The sequence below is a fragment of the Streptococcus ruminantium genome (assembly GCF_003609975.1).
Classification (GTDB): Bacteria; Bacillota; Bacilli; order Lactobacillales; family Streptococcaceae; genus Streptococcus; species Streptococcus ruminantium.
Genome location: NZ_AP018400.1, coordinates 599,962 through 620,642 on the forward strand (window position 1 = coordinate 599,962; position 20,681 = coordinate 620,642).

Annotated in this window: 16 protein-coding genes; 12 read left to right on the forward strand and 4 right to left on the reverse strand. The window is 39.3% G+C overall.

Annotated elements, in window-relative coordinates:
- Positions 1-153: 153 nt before the first annotated feature.
- Positions 154-4,758, reverse strand: a complete 4,605-nt coding sequence (locus tag SR187_RS02995; protein WP_120171466.1) for a Cna B-type domain-containing protein — start codon at positions 4,756-4,758, stop codon at positions 154-156.
- 375 nt (positions 4,759-5,133) lie between these two features.
- On the opposite strand from SR187_RS02995, the gene SR187_RS03000 reads away from it, so the two are divergent.
- The 6 genes from SR187_RS03000 (at position 5,134) to SR187_RS03025 (ending at position 12,508) form a co-directional block, all read left to right on the forward strand.
- Positions 5,134-7,683 carry a pneumococcal-type histidine triad protein gene (locus SR187_RS03000; RefSeq protein WP_120171467.1) on the forward strand — a complete coding sequence of 850 codons (2,550 nt, stop codon included), beginning with the start codon at positions 5,134-5,136 and terminating at the stop codon, positions 7,681-7,683.
- A gap of 107 nt (positions 7,684-7,790) precedes the next feature.
- On the forward strand, positions 7,791-8,174 hold the full coding sequence (locus SR187_RS03005; RefSeq protein WP_024532261.1) for a PH domain-containing protein: 384 nt from the start codon (positions 7,791-7,793) through the stop codon (positions 8,172-8,174).
- A 74-nt stretch (positions 8,175-8,248) separates the two neighbouring features.
- The gene (locus tag SR187_RS03010) at positions 8,249-8,827 is read left to right on the forward strand and encodes a YitT family protein (RefSeq protein WP_120171468.1); all 579 of its coding nucleotides are present in this window, start codon (positions 8,249-8,251) and stop codon (positions 8,825-8,827) included.
- A 411-nt stretch (positions 8,828-9,238) separates the two neighbouring features.
- The gene (locus SR187_RS03015; protein ID WP_120171469.1) at positions 9,239-10,789 is read left to right on the forward strand and encodes a DEAD/DEAH box helicase; all 1,551 of its coding nucleotides are present in this window, start codon (positions 9,239-9,241) and stop codon (positions 10,787-10,789) included.
- A gap of 438 nt (positions 10,790-11,227) precedes the next feature.
- On the forward strand, positions 11,228-11,638 hold the full coding sequence (locus tag SR187_RS03020; RefSeq protein ID WP_120171470.1) for a GNAT family N-acetyltransferase: 411 nt from the start codon (positions 11,228-11,230) through the stop codon (positions 11,636-11,638).
- A 258-nt stretch (positions 11,639-11,896) separates the two neighbouring features.
- Positions 11,897-12,508: an FMN-dependent NADH-azoreductase gene (locus SR187_RS03025; RefSeq protein WP_120171471.1), complete on the forward strand. Its 612-nt coding sequence runs from the start codon at positions 11,897-11,899 to the stop codon at positions 12,506-12,508.
- 68 nt (positions 12,509-12,576) lie between these two features.
- Here SR187_RS03025 and SR187_RS03030 read toward each other — a convergent pair whose 3' ends face one another.
- The 3 genes from SR187_RS03030 to SR187_RS03040 form a co-directional block, all read right to left on the reverse strand.
- Complete coding sequence (locus SR187_RS03030; RefSeq protein WP_024533014.1) at positions 12,577-12,849, reverse strand: GIY-YIG nuclease family protein; 273 nt, start codon at positions 12,847-12,849, stop codon at positions 12,577-12,579.
- Complete coding sequence (locus tag SR187_RS03035; RefSeq protein ID WP_024533015.1) at positions 12,839-13,588, reverse strand: tRNA1(Val) (adenine(37)-N6)-methyltransferase; 750 nt, start codon at positions 13,586-13,588, stop codon at positions 12,839-12,841. The genes SR187_RS03030 and SR187_RS03035 overlap by 11 nt, the downstream gene beginning before the upstream one ends.
- 440 nt (positions 13,589-14,028) lie before the next feature.
- A complete protein-coding gene (locus SR187_RS03040) occupies positions 14,029-14,289 on the reverse strand; it encodes a hypothetical protein (protein ID WP_024533016.1) in 261 nt (86 codons plus the stop codon).
- 193 nt (positions 14,290-14,482) lie between these two features.
- Between SR187_RS03040 and SR187_RS03045 the strand changes: the two genes are divergently transcribed.
- The 6 genes from SR187_RS03045 (at position 14,483) to SR187_RS03070 (ending at position 20,661) form a co-directional block, all read left to right on the forward strand.
- Entirely contained in the window at positions 14,483-15,583 is a 1,101-nt protein-coding gene (locus SR187_RS03045; RefSeq protein WP_120171472.1) for a cystathionine gamma-synthase, read from the forward strand.
- The gene (locus tag SR187_RS03050) at positions 15,576-16,802 is read left to right on the forward strand and encodes a MalY/PatB family protein (RefSeq protein WP_120171473.1); all 1,227 of its coding nucleotides are present in this window, start codon (positions 15,576-15,578) and stop codon (positions 16,800-16,802) included. Before SR187_RS03045 ends, SR187_RS03050 begins: the two co-directional genes overlap by 8 nt.
- A gap of 280 nt (positions 16,803-17,082) precedes the next feature.
- Complete coding sequence (locus SR187_RS03055; protein WP_120171474.1) at positions 17,083-18,699, forward strand: alpha-glucosidase; 1,617 nt, start codon at positions 17,083-17,085, stop codon at positions 18,697-18,699.
- Positions 18,700-18,778: 79 nt separating this feature from the next.
- Positions 18,779-19,408, forward strand: coding sequence for a uracil phosphoribosyltransferase (upp, locus tag SR187_RS03060; RefSeq protein WP_024533020.1), 630 nt, complete (start codon positions 18,779-18,781; stop codon positions 19,406-19,408).
- A 234-nt stretch (positions 19,409-19,642) separates the two neighbouring features.
- On the forward strand, positions 19,643-20,254 hold the full coding sequence (locus SR187_RS03065) for an ATP-dependent Clp protease proteolytic subunit (RefSeq protein ID WP_227984907.1): 612 nt from the start codon (positions 19,643-19,645) through the stop codon (positions 20,252-20,254).
- Positions 20,255-20,391: 137 nt separating this feature from the next.
- Positions 20,392-20,661, forward strand: a complete 270-nt coding sequence (locus SR187_RS03070) for a YlbG family protein (RefSeq protein ID WP_024533022.1) — start codon at positions 20,392-20,394, stop codon at positions 20,659-20,661.
- Positions 20,662-20,681 lie beyond the last annotated feature (20 nt).

Below are 20,681 nucleotides of genomic sequence, written 5' to 3' on the forward strand. Positions count from 1 at the left end.
CGATACTTCAACTTCAAGCAGGGTGAGTTAACGGAGTAATAAAAGGTAAAATGCAAATACCACAAAAGCCCATTAGAGTAAATCTAAGGGCTTTTGTCTATCTCAAGAGAGTATTATTCTCTCAAGTTGTTTTGTTTACGAAAGTTGTTATGCCTATTTCCTCTTTCGGTAAATCGCTCGAACACTGATAGTCGCGGCAAGTGCTAGTCCGACAAACGTCAGTCCTAGTCCGCTGAGACTTCCTGTTGATGGCAGTGGAGTCGATTTTTTCTTCTTAGGAGGAGTGGTTGGCTTGTAGGTGTTGGTAATGGTGACATTTCCATTTTCAACTTTTCCTACAGATGCTGTGTATCCATCAACCACTGAAACCTCTTTGACCGTATAGACAATATCTTTCTGGTTTGCTTTCTTGTCAAGTCCTGTCCAAGTATGCGTCCACTTGTTATCAGCAGTCAGGGTTATAGGTTCGCCCAACTTTTCACCGTTGGCATAGAGTTGAACTTGGATAGATCCAGGACGTTTACCGTCTTGATTATTGTTATCCTTCCAGACCTTGGTAACAGTGAGACTCGTCTGACCAGGTGTGTAACTGTTGGTAATGTTGTGACCATCAATGGTTGTTGTATAGTTATCAACGGCATTCTCAGTTACAGTATAGACGATTTCTTTTCCGTTAGCGTATTTCGGTAGGTCGGTGAAGGTATACTTCCAGTCGTTTTCAGCAGTGACTTGTTGGCTCTTGATGACCTTACCATCAGCCAAGAGGTTTACGGTAATAGATTTCGGACGTTTACCGTCTTGGTCGTTGTTGTCATTCCAGGTCTTAGCACCTGCAACTTCCGTTGTTTCTGGAGTATGGGTGTTGGTGATATTGGTTCCTTCTACCGTTGTTTCGTATCCCTCTACCTTTTCTTCTGAAACAGTGTAGATAATTTCCTTCCCGTTAGCGTACTTCGGTAGGTTAGTAAAGGTATAAGTCCAATTCGTATCGGCAGAGACTTTCTGACTTTGAACGACCTCACCGTTAGCCAAGAGGTTTACGGTAATAGATTTCGGACGTTTACCGTCTTGGTCGTTGTTGTCATTCCAGGTCTTAGCACCTGCAACTTCCGTTGTTTCTGGAGTATGGGTGTTGGTGATATTGGTTCCTTCTACCGTTGTTTCGTATCCCTCTACCTTTTCTTCTGAAACAGTGTAGATAATTTCCTTCCCGTTAGCGTACTTCGGTAGGTTAGTAAAGGTATAAGTCCAATTCGTATCGGCAGAGACTTTCTGACTTTGAACGACCTCACCGTTAGCCAAGAGGTTTACGGTGATAGATTTCGGACGTTTACCGTCTTGGTCATTGTTGTCATTCCAAGTCTTAGTACCTGCAACTTGTGTTGTTTCTGGAGTGTGGGCGTTAGTGATGGTAAAGTTATTGGTTGATGTTTGAGTTACTTTTGAAGTATAGCCATCAATAGCAGTGACTTCTTTGACGGTGTAGACGATGTCCTTTTTGTTTGCTTTCTTGGCAAGTCCTGTCCAGGTTGCTTTCCAGTTGTTCTCTTCAGAAAGGGTTTGGCTCTGTCCAGTGGCAACACCGTCTGCGTAGAGTTCTAGTTTGATTTCCCTGCGCAGTCCGTCTTGGTTGTTGTTGTCTTCCCAAACTTTTGTGGCAGTGACACTTGTTTCTCCCGGTGTGTAGCTGTTAGTGATATTGTAGCCATCATAGGTTGTAGTGTAATCTGCGACTGCTTTTTCACTAATCGTGTAGGTAATGGCAGCTCCATTTTTCTTAGCAGGTAGGTTTGAGAACTTGTAAGCCCAGTTGTCGTCTGCGGTGACGATTTTGCTTGCGACCGGTTGACCGTCTGCCAAGAGGTTTACGGTGATGGATTTTGGACGTTTACCATCTTGGTCGTTGTTATCGTTCCAAGTCTTGGTACCTGCAACTTCTGTTGTTTCTGGAGTATGGGTGTTGGTGATGGTAGTTCCTTCTACCGTTGTTTCGTATCCCTCTACCTTTTCTTCTGAAACGGTGTAAGTGATTTTCTTGCCATTTTTGTATTCAGGCAAGTCTGTGAAGGTGTGGCTCCAATCGCCATCAGCATTTGGTGTGATCGTTTCCGTCTTAACAACTTCACCATCCGCCAAGAGGTTGACGGTAATGGAAGTTGGGCGCAGACCATCTTGGTTGTCCTTATCTTTCCAGACCTTGTTTACCTTGATAGAGGTTGTACTTGGTTTATAGGTGTTGGTAATGGTGACATTTCCATTTTCAACAGTTCCTACAGTAGTGGTGTATCCCTCTACTTTTGAGACTTCTTTGACGGTGTAGACGATGTCTTTTTTGTTTGCCTTCTTAGCAAGTCCTGTCCAAGTGTGTGTCCATTTGTTGGCTGCTGTTAGTGTCACGACCTCGCCAGATTTCTGGTCGTTAGCATAGAGTTGAACTTGGATAGCTTCAGGACGTTTACCGTCTTGATTGTCCTTGTCATCCCAAGCCTTGGTTACTGTGAGGCTAGTTTGACCAGGTGTATAGCTATTGGTGATATTGTACTTATCGTAGGTTGTGGTGTAGCCTTCAACAGCGTTTTCTGTCACAGTATAGACGATTTCTTTTCCGTTAGCGTACTTCGGTAGGTCAGTGAAGGTATACTTCCAGTCGTTTTCAGCAGTGACTTGTTGGCTCTTGATGACCTTACCATCCGCCAAGAGGTTTACGGTGATAGATTGTGGTCGTTTACCGTCTTGGTCTTCGTTATCCACCCAAGTCTTAGTACCTGAAACTTGCGTTGTTTCTGGAGTATGGGTGTTGGTGATGTTGGTTCCTTCCACCTTCATCTCATACCCGTCTACCTTTTCTTCTGAAACAGTGTAGACGATTTCTTTTCCGTTAGCGTACTTCGGTAGGTCAGTGAAGGTATACTTCCAGTTGTTTTCAGCAGTGACTTTTTGAGTCTTAAATGGTTTGCCATCAGCTAAGAGGTTTACGGTGATAGATTGTGGTCGTTTACCGTCTTGGTCTTCGTTATCTACCCAAGTCTTAGTACCTGAAACTTGCGTTGTTTCTGGAGTATGGGTGTTGGTGATGGTTGTGCCATTTACAGATGCCGTATAGCCGTCTGGTACGTTGGTTTCTTCTATGGTGTAAGCGATATCTTTTCCTTCATCATCTGTTTTAGGTAAGTTTTCAAATCGAGCCGTCCAACTATTGGCAGCATTAAGTGTGACGGTTTGCCCATCAATAGCTTTCCCGTTAGCATAAAGTTGAATCGTTATACTTTCAGGACGTTTACCGTCTTGGTCGTTGTTGTCTACCCATTTTTTTGCAACAGGAATAGATAGTTTTTCCCTAGTATTTTTGATGGTACGAATGATACCGCTTTCGCCCAAAACCACTTCAATTGGAGTAGGGTCTAAAACATATCCTTTAGGTGCTTTAATCTCCACAATTTTAAACTTACCCTTAGCAGCTTCCGTGGCTGAGTACACTTTCGATTGACCAACGCCATCTTCTCCAATTGTGACAATCTCTTTTTCTCCACTTGGTGATGTGATTTCGAATTCTGCTCCATTAAGCAAATTACCTGTTTCAGCATCTTGTTTATATAGTGTGATACGATAGCCTGTTTCTAGCTGAATAGTACCACCTGTTGTAATTTTTGTGGAACGTGTCACACGATTTACGGTCGTTGTTCTTTCTGTACTAGTGGTTAAAACTTTTTCTCCACCAATCATTGATAATTCATTAATAACATTTGTTCCGTTTGCAGGAGAAGTGGTAGAGTAATAAACATTGTAGGCTGATGGCTTGCCATTAGATGCTAAGCGAGCGGAAGTGTTTAGTAGTTTTAACTCAAAGGTAGTATAAGCACTATTATATTCTATAACGTAATCTTCCCCTACTTTCAACTCCTGTTGATCTGTTAGGTTAAGATTCGAATTAAAATAGCCTGCATAGACCTTTAACTTCTCAGGAATGTACTGCATAGGAGCGGAATCATCTGGAATAACATCTTTAAGACTAATGGAATCATAAGTAGATTGGTTCGTATTTATTCGTAAACTCCAGTTATGAATGTATTCTCCACTTTTATTTAGAATCTCAGAACTCCAAGACTCTTTTGTCATAACGCCACGGAATTTCACAAAGTTCTCTTTTTTGATACCTTCGGTGTAATTTGATGAGCTTCGTTCTTTTATAGAGATACTATGCGTTATTTCTTTTGTAGTTTCTGCCTTTTGGTAAGTCAGTGTTTCACTTTCAGAGGCTTTAGTTACCTTGAATTCGGTATAAAAAGTTCCTTTTACACCTTGAATTTGACTTCCTCCCTTTTTGGTAAGATAATTTTCTAAGTTTTTTAGAGTAACGGTAACTGTCCCTCCTTGACTTTCTCCATTTGATGTAACAACAGCTGTCCCTACATCTACGTTTGTTTCCTTATCTTTTAAGTCGAAACTAGTATTTTCAACTGTAACTGGAGCTGGGATAGTAAATGTAAAATAATCTCCGTCCTTCAGCTTTCCATCATACTGAGATAAATCAAAAGTGGTTTCAAACCGATACCTATTATCCCTAACCAAAGTATGGATGCCTGCACCATTTGGTTGTAGGGTTTCTCCGTTATCAACATCCCATAATGAAATGTCTGTAATAACCTTGCTTAGTTCATTCCCGCCAACCGAATGAACAACTTGCCATGGTGTTAGTAATCCTACAAGCAAGACTACTGGAGTAAACAGTAATAGGAAATAATTTCTAATTTTTTTCATATCAGAAACTCCATTCTACATAATATTGAATGCTTAAATGTCCTAGTTTGATGAGTAAAAAAATATCTCTCTATTTTTTTCTAGGTCATTGCTTTTTTTTTTAAGCATTTACGATAAAATTTTACCACTTAAACTACAGGAAGTTAAGAACAATCGGTTGACACTGTGTGGACTTACTTTTTAGGGTTTTTAATCTTTAAAATGAGAGCCTCTTCTATATTTTTTATTGATTTAACTTATTTTTTTAGCAAAAAGAAAGACAAATATAAAGTTGTTATTTGGAAGCGTGAGAAATTTTTATATTTTTCCTTGCCAAAAAGTTAAATAAACGATATACTAGTTAAATGTTAACTAGTTAATAAAAAGGAGAAATTGATGCAAAAGAAAACAACTCTGTTTGCTCTAACAGGTATTATCTTATCTTGTCACCTTTGTTTGGCAGCATGTCAGAAGGAGCAGAAACCAGCAAGTCCTCAGCAGGAGATGCAAAGTAGTGTAGTTGACGAAAAAATGGTCGTTGTCTCTGAGATTAAAGCTACTGGCTATATGCGTTTACATGGTGAGGAATCTTATTTTGTAGAGGGAGCTATTCCTTACACAGCATATTTTCTAAAGGACACTCTAGCTCCATCCAGCTACAAGTTTGATAAAAAAGATGTCCAATACCAGTTGGAAAATGGGTATATAGTCAAAATAAAAGACAATTACTTCTACTATCCCAATAAGAAAGATGCGAACGTTATCTCACTTACGGAAGCTAAGAAAATCACGAAAAACCAAAAGAAACCTGCTAAGCAGCAAGAAAAAGGCGTTGCAGGTGTTCATTTTCCGACAGATGATGGTTTCTTATTTGAAAATGAGAAACAAATTCTCTCCAGAACCTCTGATGGTTTGGTCTTAGAACACAATGGACATTCTCACTTTATCTTTTACAAAGATTTGAAAGAAAGTAAATGGGCATACCTAGTTCCTAAGGATAATGTAGATAAGAGTCAACCAGCTTCACAATCAAGCGAGAAAAAAGTAAATATTGTTCATTCTTTGGATGATGGCTATGTTTTTGATCCGAAGGATATTGTGGCTGAGGATGCGAATGGGTATACGGTACGACATGGTGATCACTATCACTATATCTGGAAATCTAGTTTGCAGAGGGGGAATCAACAGGCACGGACAGGGCATGCAGAGACCAGCCCACTTATAAATATCCCACAGGCCTCTCCTATCTATAGACCGAATATTGTAGAGCCTAGATTTGATGAGGAAGCAGGTGGAAGTTCAACTACTCCTACTAACAAGAAGCGTTTCCCAGGTGTTGACTATCCGACAAGTGATGGTTTCCTCTTTGATGGTAATCATGTACAAGGGACATCAGAATTAGGACTTATCGTTGGTCATGGTACCCACACCCACCTCATTCCGTATGCTCATCTAATCGCTAGTCCTTGGGAATCTTATATCCCAGCAGCTTATTTAGAGAAAGCTAGAGCAGAGTATCTGGCTCATTCTTCTGGTCAAGATGAATCAAAAAAACCGCAAGAAGATAAGAAGCCAGAAGTACCTTCTGAAGACGAGGCACTAGCAGCTAAAAAAGCCTATTTGGCAGAGAGCTTGCACGTGTCGCCAGAAGCTATCAAGGTGATTCAAACAGATGCAGGACCGGCTTTTGTCTATCCGCATGGAGATCATTCTCATACAATTTTAGTTGAAAAGGTAGAAATCGGTAAGCCAATCGAAGATCCTCATGGAGATCCTCATGCTCACCAAAAAGTTGGTAAGGCTACTCTCAAACAGTTGGGATTTGATGATGAGGTGATTGAAGATATTCTACACGCTACGGCTGACACACCTTTCCCAGCAGATGAGACAGATCCTGAAAAAATGAAAGAATGGCTCAAGACAGTTAAACACCTCAATATTGGCCAGCGAAAAGACCCTCTCAAGAGACCTGGTTTACATTTGATGCCAAATATTGAAGTCTTGGGAATTGGTTTTACACCGGTTAATGATGTAACACCAGTCCTTCAGTTTAAGAAATTGAAACAATTGTGGATGACTGGTACAGGCATCAAAGATTATTCGTTCTTGAAACAAATTCCAACTTTGGAAGGGATTGATATATCGCAAAATGAAATCTCTGATTTGAGTTTCTTGAAAGACTATCCTCATCTGAAAGTTGTATCGGCGGCAGGAAATGGCATTAAAGATATCAGTACACTAGCAACATTAAAAACATTAGAATCCTTAAACTTGGATCATAACGAGGTTTCAGATTTATCTCCGCTGTCAGATTTGTCTTATTTAACAGCTATCAGTCTTGACAATAACCGACTTTCAGACCTATCAGCGCTTCAGAACAAGAAGAACTTGACTCGTTTGTATTTGTCCAAGAACCCTGATTTAAATCTTTCAACCTTGAAGACTGAAAATCTGGAAGAACTGACAGCCAATGAGAGCAATGTCAAGGATGTTCAGTTCTTGAAAAATAATCCAAATCTAACCAATGTAACCCTGAAAGACAATAAGATTTCCAATCTAAAGGGAGTTGAAGGAGCTAAGAAGTTAGTAAACCTAGATGTTGAAAATAACCAAATAGACTCTCTGAAAATAGATGACAAGCAAGAATCTGTTGCGCATCTGAATGTTTCTGGTAATAAATTGAAGAATTTGGAAGGAATCAATGACTATAAAGCTTTAGAGAACATAAATGCTTCCAAAAATGAGATTGAAACTCTAGCTATTGAGAAGCCAAATACCACTCTAAAAACAATTGATGTCAGTGAGAACCATATTCCTAAAGAAGAATTGAAGTTTAACGAGAAAAATATACCAGTCGCTATTGCAGAACACTTCCCAGCTGTCGAAGGCGGAAGTATCGAAAATAATCATCCAAAAGATAAAGTTGTTGAAAAAGCTGCGGAGTAAGGTTGAGTGATCATAATCATTTAAATCTTGAGAAAAATTCAGACATTTTCGGATAAGTGAGTCCACTTTTATGCTATACTATTAGAAAACGAAGAAGGAGTGCATATATGGGTTTATTCTCGGGTTTACTGGGTAATGCCTCTCAGGTCGAAAATGATAAGATTGAGCGTGAACTGGAGCATATTCTATTGGATGAAGAACAGGTGGATATGGCGTTCAGTTTGGTAAGAGACTTAATCGTTTTTACAGCCTATCGCTTGATTCTGGTTGACAAACAAGGTTTATCTGGTAAAAAAGTATCCTATAAATCGATTCCTTATCCTTCCATTTCTCGTTTTACGATTGAAACTTCAGGCCATTTTGATTTGGATGCTGAACTAAAAATCTGGATTTCATCTGCTACAGAACCTGCTGAAGTCCTTCAATTTAAGAGTGATAAAAGTGTTATTGCTATTCAGAAGGCTCTAGCGGCAGCAGTTTTGGGAAGATAGGAAGAAGTAGAAAGTAGTTAGCTGCTTTCTACTTTTTTGATATACTAAGGTGGATTATCTGTTGAGGAGAATATATGTCAGAGATAAAATTGAGAGATTGTTTATTGATTTGTTTTGGAGCGGTTCTATATGCTCTCGTATTAAATATGCTCATCATTCCTCATGAATTTGGAGAAGGTGGCATTACTGGGGTTACTCTATTGTTGTATTATATGGCAGGGATAGAGACAAGCTTATCCAGTTTTGTTTTGAATGGTATTTTGATTATTTTAGCTTATCGTTTTTTGAGCAAGCTGACGGTTTTCTATACCTTCTTAGCGGTAGCGGTCATGTCCTTGACCATGCATTATACAACGTTTCTGCAAGCACAATGGCTACCGTTGGTTCCTTCTGCTTGTCTAGCGGGACTGGTGACAGGGCTATCTATGGCTCTAGTCATTTATGGGAATGGTTCAACAGCAGGTAGCGATATTATTGCCCTACTCTGCAATAAATATTTCAATTGGAAGATTTCTACGGTTATTCTTTTATTTGATCTTCTTGTTGTGACACCACTTTTCTTTAGAATAGGCCTTGTAAAAACCTTTTGGACTGTGGTGATGGTGGTTATCATCAGCAAGAGTTTGGAGTGGTTTTTGCAAAAATTGAAGTAAGCGGATATGTTATAAAAGAGAAGGTCTTCATACTAGAGGATTAGAATCTCTTTGAAGATGAAGTCTTTTGGATTTTACATTGAAAACATGGATATTTTAATGAAAACGTATTATTTAACCTTATTAAGATAAATACCTATCTTAATTTCCAGTTTGTGTTATACTAAAGGAGTTGCAAATTTACTGTCAGTGGTTCGACCCTGACAATCTTGTTACAAAAAAAGTTAGATAAGGTAGCTTCGTACTGCCTTGTAAAAGAAAGGAAATGCGTTAAGTATTTTAGTTGGGTTCATCGAGATTATACTTGAATCTACACTAAAAATAGTATGAAAAAAGTAGATACTAACACCTATAGAATGGGCATCAGTCTTCTCTTTTCATTTTGTTTTCTTAACGAATTTGGTATTATAATTGAAATTTACAGAATTACAGTTGTCGGAAGACATTTTACTCGCTGTTGAAAAGGCAGGTTTTGAAACGCCGTCACCTATTCAGGAACAGACGATTCCTCTCGCGTTGGAAGGAAAGGATGTTATTGGACAAGCTCAGACAGGTACTGGTAAAACCGCAGCTTTTGGTTTACCGACTCTCAATAAGATTGATACAAATAATCAAGCCATACAGGCACTTGTCATCGCGCCAACACGTGAGTTGGCTGTGCAGAGTCAGGAAGAATTATTTAAATTCGGACGTGAAAAAGGAGTGAAGGTACGCTCTGTTTACGGTGGTTCAAGCATTGAAAAACAAATCAAGGCTCTTCGTTCAGGCGCTCATATTGTTGTCGGTACACCAGGTCGTTTGTTGGATCTCATCAAACGCAAGGCCTTGAGATTAGAAGGCGTTGAGACGCTTATCCTTGATGAAGCAGATGAAATGCTCAATATGGGCTTCCTAGACGATATTGAGGCTATTATTGAGCGGGTACCAGTCACTCGTCAGACTTTGTTGTTCTCAGCAACTATGCCAGAACCAATCAAACGTATCGGTGTTAAGTTCATGAAAGAACCTGAGCATGTTAAGATTGCGGCTAAGGAACTAACGACAGAGTTGGTAGATCAGTACTATATTCGTGTTAAAGAACATGAAAAATTTGATACGATGACCCGTCTGATGGATGTTGAACAACCAGAATTATCCATCGTTTTTGGTCGTACAAAGCGTCGTGTAGATGAGTTGACACGTGGGCTGAAATTGCGTGGTTTCCGTGCAGAAGGAATCCATGGAGATTTAGATCAAGGCAAACGTCTCCGTGTTCTTCGTGACTTTAAAAATGATAATTTGGATGTGCTCGTTGCAACAGACGTTGCAGCACGTGGTCTAGATATTTCAGGAGTGACCCATGTCTACAACTACGACATTCCGCAAGATCCAGAAAGTTATGTGCATCGTATCGGTCGTACAGGTCGTGCAGGTCAATCAGGTCAGTCAATTACCTTTGTCTCACCAAATGAGATGGGCTACCTAGCCATTATCGAAAATTTGACAAAGAAACGCATGAAAGGGCTCAAACCAGCAACTGCACAGGAAGCCTTTGAAGCCAAGAAAAAGGTTGCTCTCAAGAAGATTGAACGTGAGATGGCTGATGAGACCATTCGTAGTAACTTTGATAAGTTCAAGAAAGATGCAATTCAATTAGCAGCAGAATTTACTCCAGAAGAATTGGCGCTTTATATCCTGTCCCTGACTGTTCAAGATCCAGAAAGCTTGCCAGAAGTAGAAATTGCGCGTGAAAAGCCATTACCATTTAAATTTGCCCCAGGGCAAGCCAAGGGTAAAGGGGGACGTAGCGGACGTGATCGTGGTCGCCGTGATGGAGATCGTGGTGGACACCGTGGTGACCGCAACCGTCGTGATGATAAGTTTAGACGCGATAATCGTCGGCAAGATAATAAGAAACCACACCAGCGTACTTCAAGCGAGAAGAAAACAGGCTTTGTGATTCGCAATAAGGGCGAAAGATAGAGCATTTTATTACATTATTCAATCAGATCACAAGTAGTGGTCTGATTTTTTGTAAAGGATTTGGAAATACTGAAAAATTGCTAGATATGACGGGTATTTGATACGATGTCTTTCAGAGCATAGAAAATGTATCAGTTGTTTCACTCTCTTCTGATATAGGGCTTGAACGAAGATGGTGATAAACACCAAGTATTTATCGGATAATCAGGTAGCTTCCATGCGATTATTTACTAAAAGAAGAATGTTGGATTACAATGATGTTATAGATTTCTGTACTTGCCTTGCTTGTTTTTACTTTTATCGTTATTTCCAAAATGTTTTGTGATGGAAGTTTAGTTTGTTATACTATGATTAGTGGAACAAGGAGGTAACACCATGGGTATTTTGACAATGGAAAAAGTCTTTGTATTCTAAAATTTGAACACAAAGGAGAACATCATGATTACTTACAAACAACATCCACAGCTTGATTTTCAAGCTATCTTAGAACTGTACGCCTCTGTTGGCTGGACAAATTATACATCTTGTCCAGAAATGTTAAAACAAGCCTTGGAAAAAAGTCTTTTTCTCTTAGTTGCCTTTGATGGCGATCGTTTAGCTGGCTTATTGCGAGCTGTTGGTGATGGATATTCCATTATTTTTATCCAAGATATTCTAGTAGCACCAACCTACCAGCGCCAAGGGATTGGTCGAACACTCTTGAAGCAGACACTGTCCCATTTTCCAGATGTTTACCAACTTCATCTCTTGACCGGTAATGAGGAAAAGACCAAGTCTTTCTATGAAGCACTTGGTTTTACAGAGGTGGGAGATTTGGATTGTGTCGCCTACACTTACTTTAAAAAGTAGGTGTTAAATGTAGAAAAGTACTTGAAGGTTTCAGAACAGTCTCTCAATCATCACTAAATTTCTTAGAAATGTTGATAAATTAATATTTCTGAGAGTTTCTCTTTTGGGACAAAAATAAAAAAATTGAAAATCTTGTTCAAAATAAACTTTTTCTTCCATCTGGGAGATTGGTTCCGTTTTTTACTTTGAGCAGATGAGTTGAAATTCAAAACAGATAGGATATAATACTTTTATCAATTATTAGTGAGGAGAAAAGACATGGCGACTCTATTGGTTGTAAAAGCTCATCCTCTTGATAGTCAAAAGTCCTATGCTTTGCGGGCTATGGAGGAGTTTCAAGTACGTTATGCCAATTTGCATCCTGAGGATGAAATAGAAATAGTGGATGTCTTTGAAGACAAGATACCTGTTTTGGATAAATCCTTGTTGGAAGCCATGACAGCCACTAAAAAAGGGATGGAAATCAGCTCAGAACAGGAAAAATGCTTAGAACACTACAATGCATTTACTCAGCAGTTTTTAAAAGCAGATAAGATTGTTATTGCCAATCCTCTCTGGAATCTCAATGTTCCTAGTCAGTTGGTATCCTGGATCAATACAATCAATGTGGCTGGTTTGACCTTCAAGTATGGACCAGAAGGTGCGATTGGCTTAGTGAAGGATAAAAAACTCTTACATATCCAGTCCAATGGTGGTGTCTATGCAGGTCAGGATCCTGCTGCCCAGTACATCAAGTCCATTTTTGAATTCCTCGGTTTTAAGGATCTGTATCAAGTCTTTATTGAGGGACAATCTGCCAATCCAGATCAAGCTCAGGCAATCTTTGACGAGGCGCTGGCTGAGATTGATAATATTTTAAAACTATTTTAAAAAAGCAACCTTGCTCCAGATGAACAACCTCCAAGTGTTAGATTTTGTATCCAGTCTTTGGAGGTCATTCAAGTGGAACGAGGTTGTTTTATCATTTCTGCGATATAATCTAATTTACTTTGACGACTGCGTTTTTTAAAGAGAGCTTCGGCAGACATGGCTTCCTGCTTACTGTTAAAAGCTTCTTGATAGAGCAAGGTCACGGGTAAACGTCCGCGAGTGTACTTGGCTCCTTTACCGCGATTATGTGTCGCAATCCGCTTTTCCACGTTAGTCGTATAGCCTGTATAAAGACTTCCATCAGAGCACTCTAAAACATAAAAATAGGCTTTATTTTCCATAGTAAATCTCATGAATGGCAGGAGTGTAGTCGCCATTTTCCTCGTGGACAACCAGAGGTGGCAGGATTCGGAAACCATCAACTGCTCCATCCTTGATGGCCTCAATCAGGAGCATGTTAGCCTCCTTGCTAGCCTTAGGATAGACAAATTGAACACGTTTGGGCGCTAGTTTGTATTTTCTCAGTGTGTCTAAAATATCTAAAAATCGATCTGGTCTGTGAACCATGGCCAGGCGACCATTAGATTTGAGTACTTGCTGAGCGACGTGACAGATACTATCTAAATTGGTTGCAATCTCGTGCCTAGCTAGTAGGTAATGTTCGCTGTCATTGAGATTTGAAGTTTCGTCTACTTTGAAATAAGGAGGATTGCAGAGGATTAAATCCACCTTAGAACGTGGAATGTGATGGGTGAGATTGGCCAAATCATCATTGATGACTGATACCTGTTTTTCCAAATGATTGAGCAGGATAGACCGACGGTTCATGTCTGCTAAACGTTTTTGCAACTCTACTTGGATAATCTGTGCCTTTGTACGCGTTGATGCGAAGAGTCCAACTGCACCATTTCCACTACAAAGGTCAACAACAATACCTCTTTGTACGGGCATTTTGGGAAAGCGAGACAAAAGAACACTATCAACTGAGTAGCTAAAAACCTCACGATTTTGAATAATTTGTACATCTGTAGAGAAGAGCTGGTCAATTCGCTCTCCTTCATATAACTTTATCGTTTGCATGATACTATTATACCATCTTGTACACTATCTGTCTGTCCAATGTGATGAGAGAAGCTGGTATGGAGTTAAGAAAGATGGGAGATAGAACTCTGGATAGTGAGAGTGAATTTTTCTAAAACCTTCTATCAGAATACATAGATGAGAAATTCTATCCAAATTCCTAAATTTAACAGAACGACACAGAGCCAAATTTTTCAATTTTCTTTGATATTTGACCTCTTACTTTAGAAAGCTTGATAGATGGTAAAGGGGAGAGGACAGATGAATAGGATAGTCCAGATGGATATACCTTTTCTTAAATACAGACTGAGATTAGTCAATAGAAAAAGAATCGTTTCATAAAAACTCAAACTTCGATAACATTTCTTATTACTTTCTCTAAACATAGGAATCTTCATTTTCCAAGTCAGTGAGACATTATCACATGGAATCCAGACTGCTCATCTTAAAAGGCGTAAATAGCTTACCAGCAAAATAAGCCCTATATGGAAGATAAAACCATACTTGGATAGCTCTTTTTCATCTTTATAAAAGAAGGCTCGGTAGGCATGGGTAAGTAGGATGGGGATAATCAAGATATCAAACCATAGATATTTTTTGTCAGAAAATGCACTTGATATGGGAAGGAGAAAAAGACTCCAAAAAAGAAATTGATAAAAATGAGAATAGCGGTAAAAGCGTCTATTAAATGAGAATTTCATAGGGTTCACCTCCTGAAATTATTATACAGAATCGCTGATAGCAAGTAAAGCAAGTATATGCAGTTTGTCTCAGTTAGGTATAGGAAATAACTATAACGGAGAAGGATAATTTTCTATAAGTCATTTAAGATATTTTCATCAAAAAATGAGCATTTTCATGCTAGACTAGAAACAAAGCAAAGGGGGATTTGTTATGATAGATTATAATTTGGATACGATTTTAGCCCATGCAGGCATTAACAATGATGAGAAAACAGGAGCACTTGTTTCTCCAATCCATCTATCTACCACCTACCAGCATCCTGAGTTTGGTCGGTCTACGGGGTTCGACTATACCCGAACCAAGAATCCGACCAGAACTAGTCTAGAAAAAACATTAGCAGCTATTGAAAAGGCTGACTATGCTATAGTGACTAGCTCTGGTATGGCTGCTTTAGTGTTACTATTTAATGGTTTTCCGGTGGGAAGTCACATTATTGCAGCCCGTGATCTTTATGGAGGTAGTTTTCGCTGGTTCAGTGAGCAAGAAAGTCTAGGGAGATTTCAGTTTACCTATGTCAATGACGAAGAAGAACTACTTGCTGCTATCACTAATCAGACGGATTATGTTTTCCTGGAGACACCAACCAATCCACTCATGGTAGAATTTGATATTGCAAAGATTTCGGCTATCGCCCATACCAAGGGTGCCAAGGTGATAGTTGATAACACCTTTTACAGTCCTATTTACCAAAATCCACTGATTCTGGGAGCAGATGTTGTTCTTCATTCTGCAACCAAGTACCTATCGGGGCATAATGATGTTCTGGCTGGGGTGCTTATGACAAATGATCAGATCCTTTATGACAGACTCTTCTATGATCAAAATACAACAGGTCCGACCTTGTCACCACTGGATGCTTATCTATTGATGCGTGGTTTGAAAACCCTATCTCTTCGCATGGAAAGAGCAACTCAGAATGCTCAGAAAATTGCTGCCTATCTAGAAACCAACTCAGCAGTGAAACAAGTTTATTACACCGGTAAAGGAGGAATGATTTCGTTCAAAGTGGTTGATGAAAGCAAGATTCCCTATATATTGAATAATCTACAAGTTTTCACTTTCGCAGAAAGTTTGGGAGGAGTGGAAAGTCTTATTACCTATCCTGCTACTCAGACCCACGTAGATATTCCAGTAGCAACCAGGCATTCTTACGGCTTGACAGATGACCTACTTCGTCTGTCTATTGGTATCGAGGATGTTAATGATTTGATTGCTGATCTGAGAGTCGCCTTGGAGGGAGAAGATGAATAGATATGATTTTACTCGTAGACCCAATCGCCTCAATCATCATGCTGAAAAGTGGAAAAAGACGGAAGGAGATTCGGAACTCTTGCCCTTGTGGGTAGCCGATATGGACTTTGAGCCTTTACCAGAAATTCGTCAGATTATCCGTGACTACGCAGATCAGCACATTTTTGGATATTCTTATGCTAGTGATAGCCTATATCAGTCAATTATTGATTGGGAGAATAAGCAGCATGGTTATAAGGTTACTAGAGAGTCTATTCTTCTTGTCGGGGGAGTCGTTCCTGCTCTGTCGATTGCTATTCAAGCACTGACCAAGGAGGGAGAGGCTGTTCTGATTAACACTCCAGTTTATCCACCATTCGCCCGTACGGTTAGGTTAAATAATCGTCATTTAGTGACAAATTCGCTCAAGCTTGAACAGAGGAGATTTGTAATTGATTTGGAAAAATTGGAGCGCGACATTGTGGAAAATAATGTTAAACTTTATATTTTTTGTAATCCCCATAATCCAGGTGGTCGGGTTTGGACGAAAGAAGAAGTTCTAGCCATTGGGCAATTGTGTCACAGGTATGGTGTTCTACTTGTCTCAGATGAAATTCATCAAGATTTAATCTTATATGATCATCGACACCGTTCGTTTAATACAGTTAATGAAGCTTTTAAGGATTTTTCTATCATTCTATCGTCTGCCACTAAGACCTTTAACATTGCTGGAACAAAGAACAGTTTTGCTATTATTGAAAATCCGGTCATTCGCAAAGCTTTCTACAAACGACAACTAGCCAACAATCAGCATGAAATTCCAACTATCGGCCTCTTGGCTACGGAGACGGCCTTTCGATATGGAGATGATTGGTTAAAAGAGTTGAAAATAGTTCTTGAAACCAATATTGATTTTGTCGAAGAATACTTGAGGCGCCACACCAAGATTCAAATGATGAAGCCGCAAGGTACCTACTTAGTATGGTTGGATTTTTCAGCCTACGATTTAGACCATTCTGAGCTAATTGACCTCTTACAAAATCAGGCTAAATTGATTTTAAACGATGGACTCAGTTTCGGTAAGGAAGGAAGGTATCATGCTCGTCTCAACGTAGCTGCCCCATTTGAAACGATTAAAACTGCCTGTGAACGAATTGGGAAAGTTTTTGGGCAGGGTGTCCAAATGGATGGACTTTCAGATGATGAGCTACGATATAGGAATCAAAACAAAGTCATCTAATATAAATATTATAACAAGAATCTCAAGATAAATATTTATTTTGAAAACACTATTACAACAGTTCATTTTGATTTGTATAAAAAAGCAAACATACTTAAAATTCTGATAAACAGAAAGTTACAGTTGTTTGCTTTTTATAATTTAAAAGATAGAACCTCTGAAATTGCTGAAGTAGAAGAGAGAAAAATCACAACTATTGAGTTATAATATAAACATAATGGAAAGAGGAGGTTCCTCTTTTTCTTGCGTAAGTACACATTGTGTAGAAAGGACACGAATTATGTCAGAACAAGTAAAAACAGATTGGTGGAAAAAATCCGTTATCTATCAAATATACCCACGTAGTTTTCAGGACTCCAATGGAGATGGTATTGGAGATATTAGAGGTATAGTGGATCGTCTCGATTATCTGAGTGAGTTAGGAATTGATGCTATCTGGCTTAGTCCAGTTTATCAATCTCCCATGGATGATAATGGCTATGACATTAGCGATTATCAGGCTATCTCACCTGAATTTGGTACCATGGAAGATATGGAAGAGTTGATTGCGGAAGGGCATAAGCGCAACATAAGGATTGTGATGGACTTGGTACTCAATCATACTTCGGATGAACATTTCTGGTTTCAAGAGGCTCTCAAAGGACCGGAGAACCCTTATTACGACTACTATGTATGGGCAGATGAGCCAAATCAGCTTCGTTCAACATTTTCAGGCTCAGCATGGGAATATGTACCTCACTTGAATAAGTATTACTTACACCAATTTTCTGTCAAGCAGCCAGACTTAAATTGGAAAAGTCCTAATCTCAAGCAAGAAATCTGGGACATGATCAACTTCTGGATTGCTAAAGGAGTAGGAGGCTTTCGACTAGATGTGATTGATTTGATAGGGAAAGAGCCAGATAAGCTAATCACAGCAGACGGACCGACCCTTCATCCTCTTATCCAAGAATTGAATCAAAAAACATTCGGAGCTCATGATCTTGTAACAGTCGGTGAAACATGGAGTGCCAATCCTGCTAGTGCTCAGCTTTACTCGCATCCAGATAGAAATGAATTTTCCATGATTTTCCAGTTTGAACATGTCTGCCTTGATCAGCAAGAAGGAAAGGAAAAATGGGATTTGGCTCCCCTAGATCCTGTTCGATTGCATCGTGTTCTTTCAAAGTGGCAAACAGAATTGATTGGCAAGGGGTGGAATTCCCTTTTCTGGAATAACCATGACCTACCACGCGCCATTTCTCGCTTTGGTAACGATAGTCCAGAGTTTCGTGAGTTGAGTGGAAAGATGTTAGCTATCTATCTTCATTTTATGTCGGGAACACCATACATTTATCAAGGTGAAGAGATCGGTATGATAAACACACCAATTCAGGATATTTCTCAAGCAGATGATATAGAAACACGTAGGATGTATGCAGAGAGGATAGAGTTAGGCTATACTAAAGAAGAGCTACTACAGTCTATCAATGTTAAAGGACGGGATAATGCACGTAGGCCTATGCAGTGGACTTCAGAAGAAGGAGCCGGCTTTACAACTGGCAAAGCTTGGTTGGCTCTTAGCGATACAACTGAGGAAATCAATGTTACTAAGGCTCTGGCTGATAAAAATTCTCTTTTTTATACTTATCAAAAGCTCATCTCTCTTCGCAAGCAGTATCCATGTATGTCCGAAGGAAAGTACAAAATAATAGAAACTGGAAATAATGGAGTGATGGGGTACCGTAAGTATGATGAAGCAGATGATTTTATAATCCTAGCAAACTTTACCAGTGAACTCCAAGTTTGTGATGTGTCTGTAGAAGATTACTTTATCTTTATGGGCAATTATGAAAATGAGGAGTCTAGCGCAAGGTTGCAACTACGACCTTTTGAAGCTATTGTTTTTAAAAAATGATGGAATCTACCATATTCGCGAGCATTTTTCAGGAATTTTTGGTAAAATAGAAAAAACAAAAAAGAGAGGTTTTATCATCATGGGGAAATTCCAAGTCATCTCACACCCACTCATCCAACACAAGTTATCTATCCTTCGTCGATCAGTAACTTCAACTAAGGACTTTCGTGAGTTGGTTAATGAAATCGCAATGCTAATGGGGTACGAAGTGTTGCGTGACTTGCCACTTGAAGATGTGGAAATTGAAACACCGATCACAAAAACTGTTCAAAAACAAATTGCAGGTAAAAAGTTGGCTATTGTTCCAATCTTGCGTGCGGGTGTCGGCATGGTTGATGGTTTGCTTAGCTTGGTACCAGCAGCTAAAGTCGGCCATATCGGTATGTATCGCGATGAAGAAACCCTTCAACCGGTTGAGTACCTTGTAAAATTGCCTGAGGATATTGATCAACGTCATATTTTTGTCGTTGATCCGATGTTGGCAACAGGTGGTTCTGCAATCCTTGCAGTTGATTCATTGAAGAAGCGTGGTGCATCAAATATCAAGTTTGTAGCCCTAGTTTCTGCGCCAGAAGGGGTGAAAGCTCTTCAAGAAGCGCACCCAGATATTGATATTTATACAGCAGCCTTGGATGAAAAACTCAATGAAAAAGGCTATATTGTACCAGGACTTGGTGATGCAGGTGACCGTTTGTTTGGTACGAAATAATACCCTACAAAAATGGTGTACCATGATTCCAAATAGAGGTTCATTTATAGGTTGAAAAGAGGCAGGACTTTATCTTGTATTTATTGATCCAACTCCATCTATTTTATCTGCAATCTCAATTTGTCTTTTCATTAAGCATCTATTTTAAGGAGAAATCAGCTTGTCTGGTTTCTTTTTTCGTTTGTGTTTTTTATTTGACCATTTTTGACTATTTCTATATAATGAGTACAGAAAATCTCGAAAAGGAGTAATTTTATGATTCCAGTAGTTATTGAACAAACCAGTCGAGGTGAGCGTTCGTATGATATTTATTCTCGCTTGCTGAAAGACCGAATTATCATGTTGACAGGACCAGTTGAAGACAATATGGCAAACTCAGTCATTGCTCAGTTGCTTTTCCTCGATGCTCAAGACCCTACAAAGGATATTTATTTGTATGTGAACACCCCAGGTGGATCTGTGTCAGCAGGACTTGCTATTGTAGACACGATGAATTTTATCAAGGCAGATGTCCAAACAATTGTGATGGGAACTGCTGCAAGTATGGGAACTGTTATCGCATCAAGTGGTGCTAAGGGTAAGCGTTTTATGCTTCCAAATGCAGAGTATATGATTCACCAGCCAATGGGAGGTACTGGTGGCGGTACTCAGCAGACAGATATGGCTATTGCTGCAGAACATTTGCTGAAAACACGCAATAAATTAGAAAAAATCTTAGCTGATAATTCGGGTAAAACAGTGAAGCAAATCCACAAGGATGCAGAACGTGATTATTGGATGTCAGCAGAAGAAACCTTGGCCTATGGCTTTATTGACCAAATTATGGATCATGCAAAGGTAAAATAAATAGCAATAAAGAACGGTGGCAATGTAGTGAGCTGCCTTCTATTTCTTCTCGGCTCCAACTCTTTCAGATAGTTGGAGCTTTTCATTTTCTAATGAAAACGGTATAATATGGAAAGAGAACTTTCAGAGGAGGAGCCATGTTTGAGAAGAAAAATCGTACTTGTTTAACTGTCTACTTACACTACAACCGTGATGCGCGTAAGCTTAATCAATATGGGGATATTGTTTATCATTCCAAGCGATTGCGATATGTCCTGGTCTATATGAATCAAGAGCAAGTAGAGGAAGCCATGCTTAAATTAAGTAAGGAGAGATTTGTGAAAAAGGTCCTACCTTCTTATATAAAAGATTTAGACCAAAACTTTGTTGGTAATCTATGGAGAGAAGAAGGACAAACTGTTGTATGATAGCTAGAATTAACAGGCAT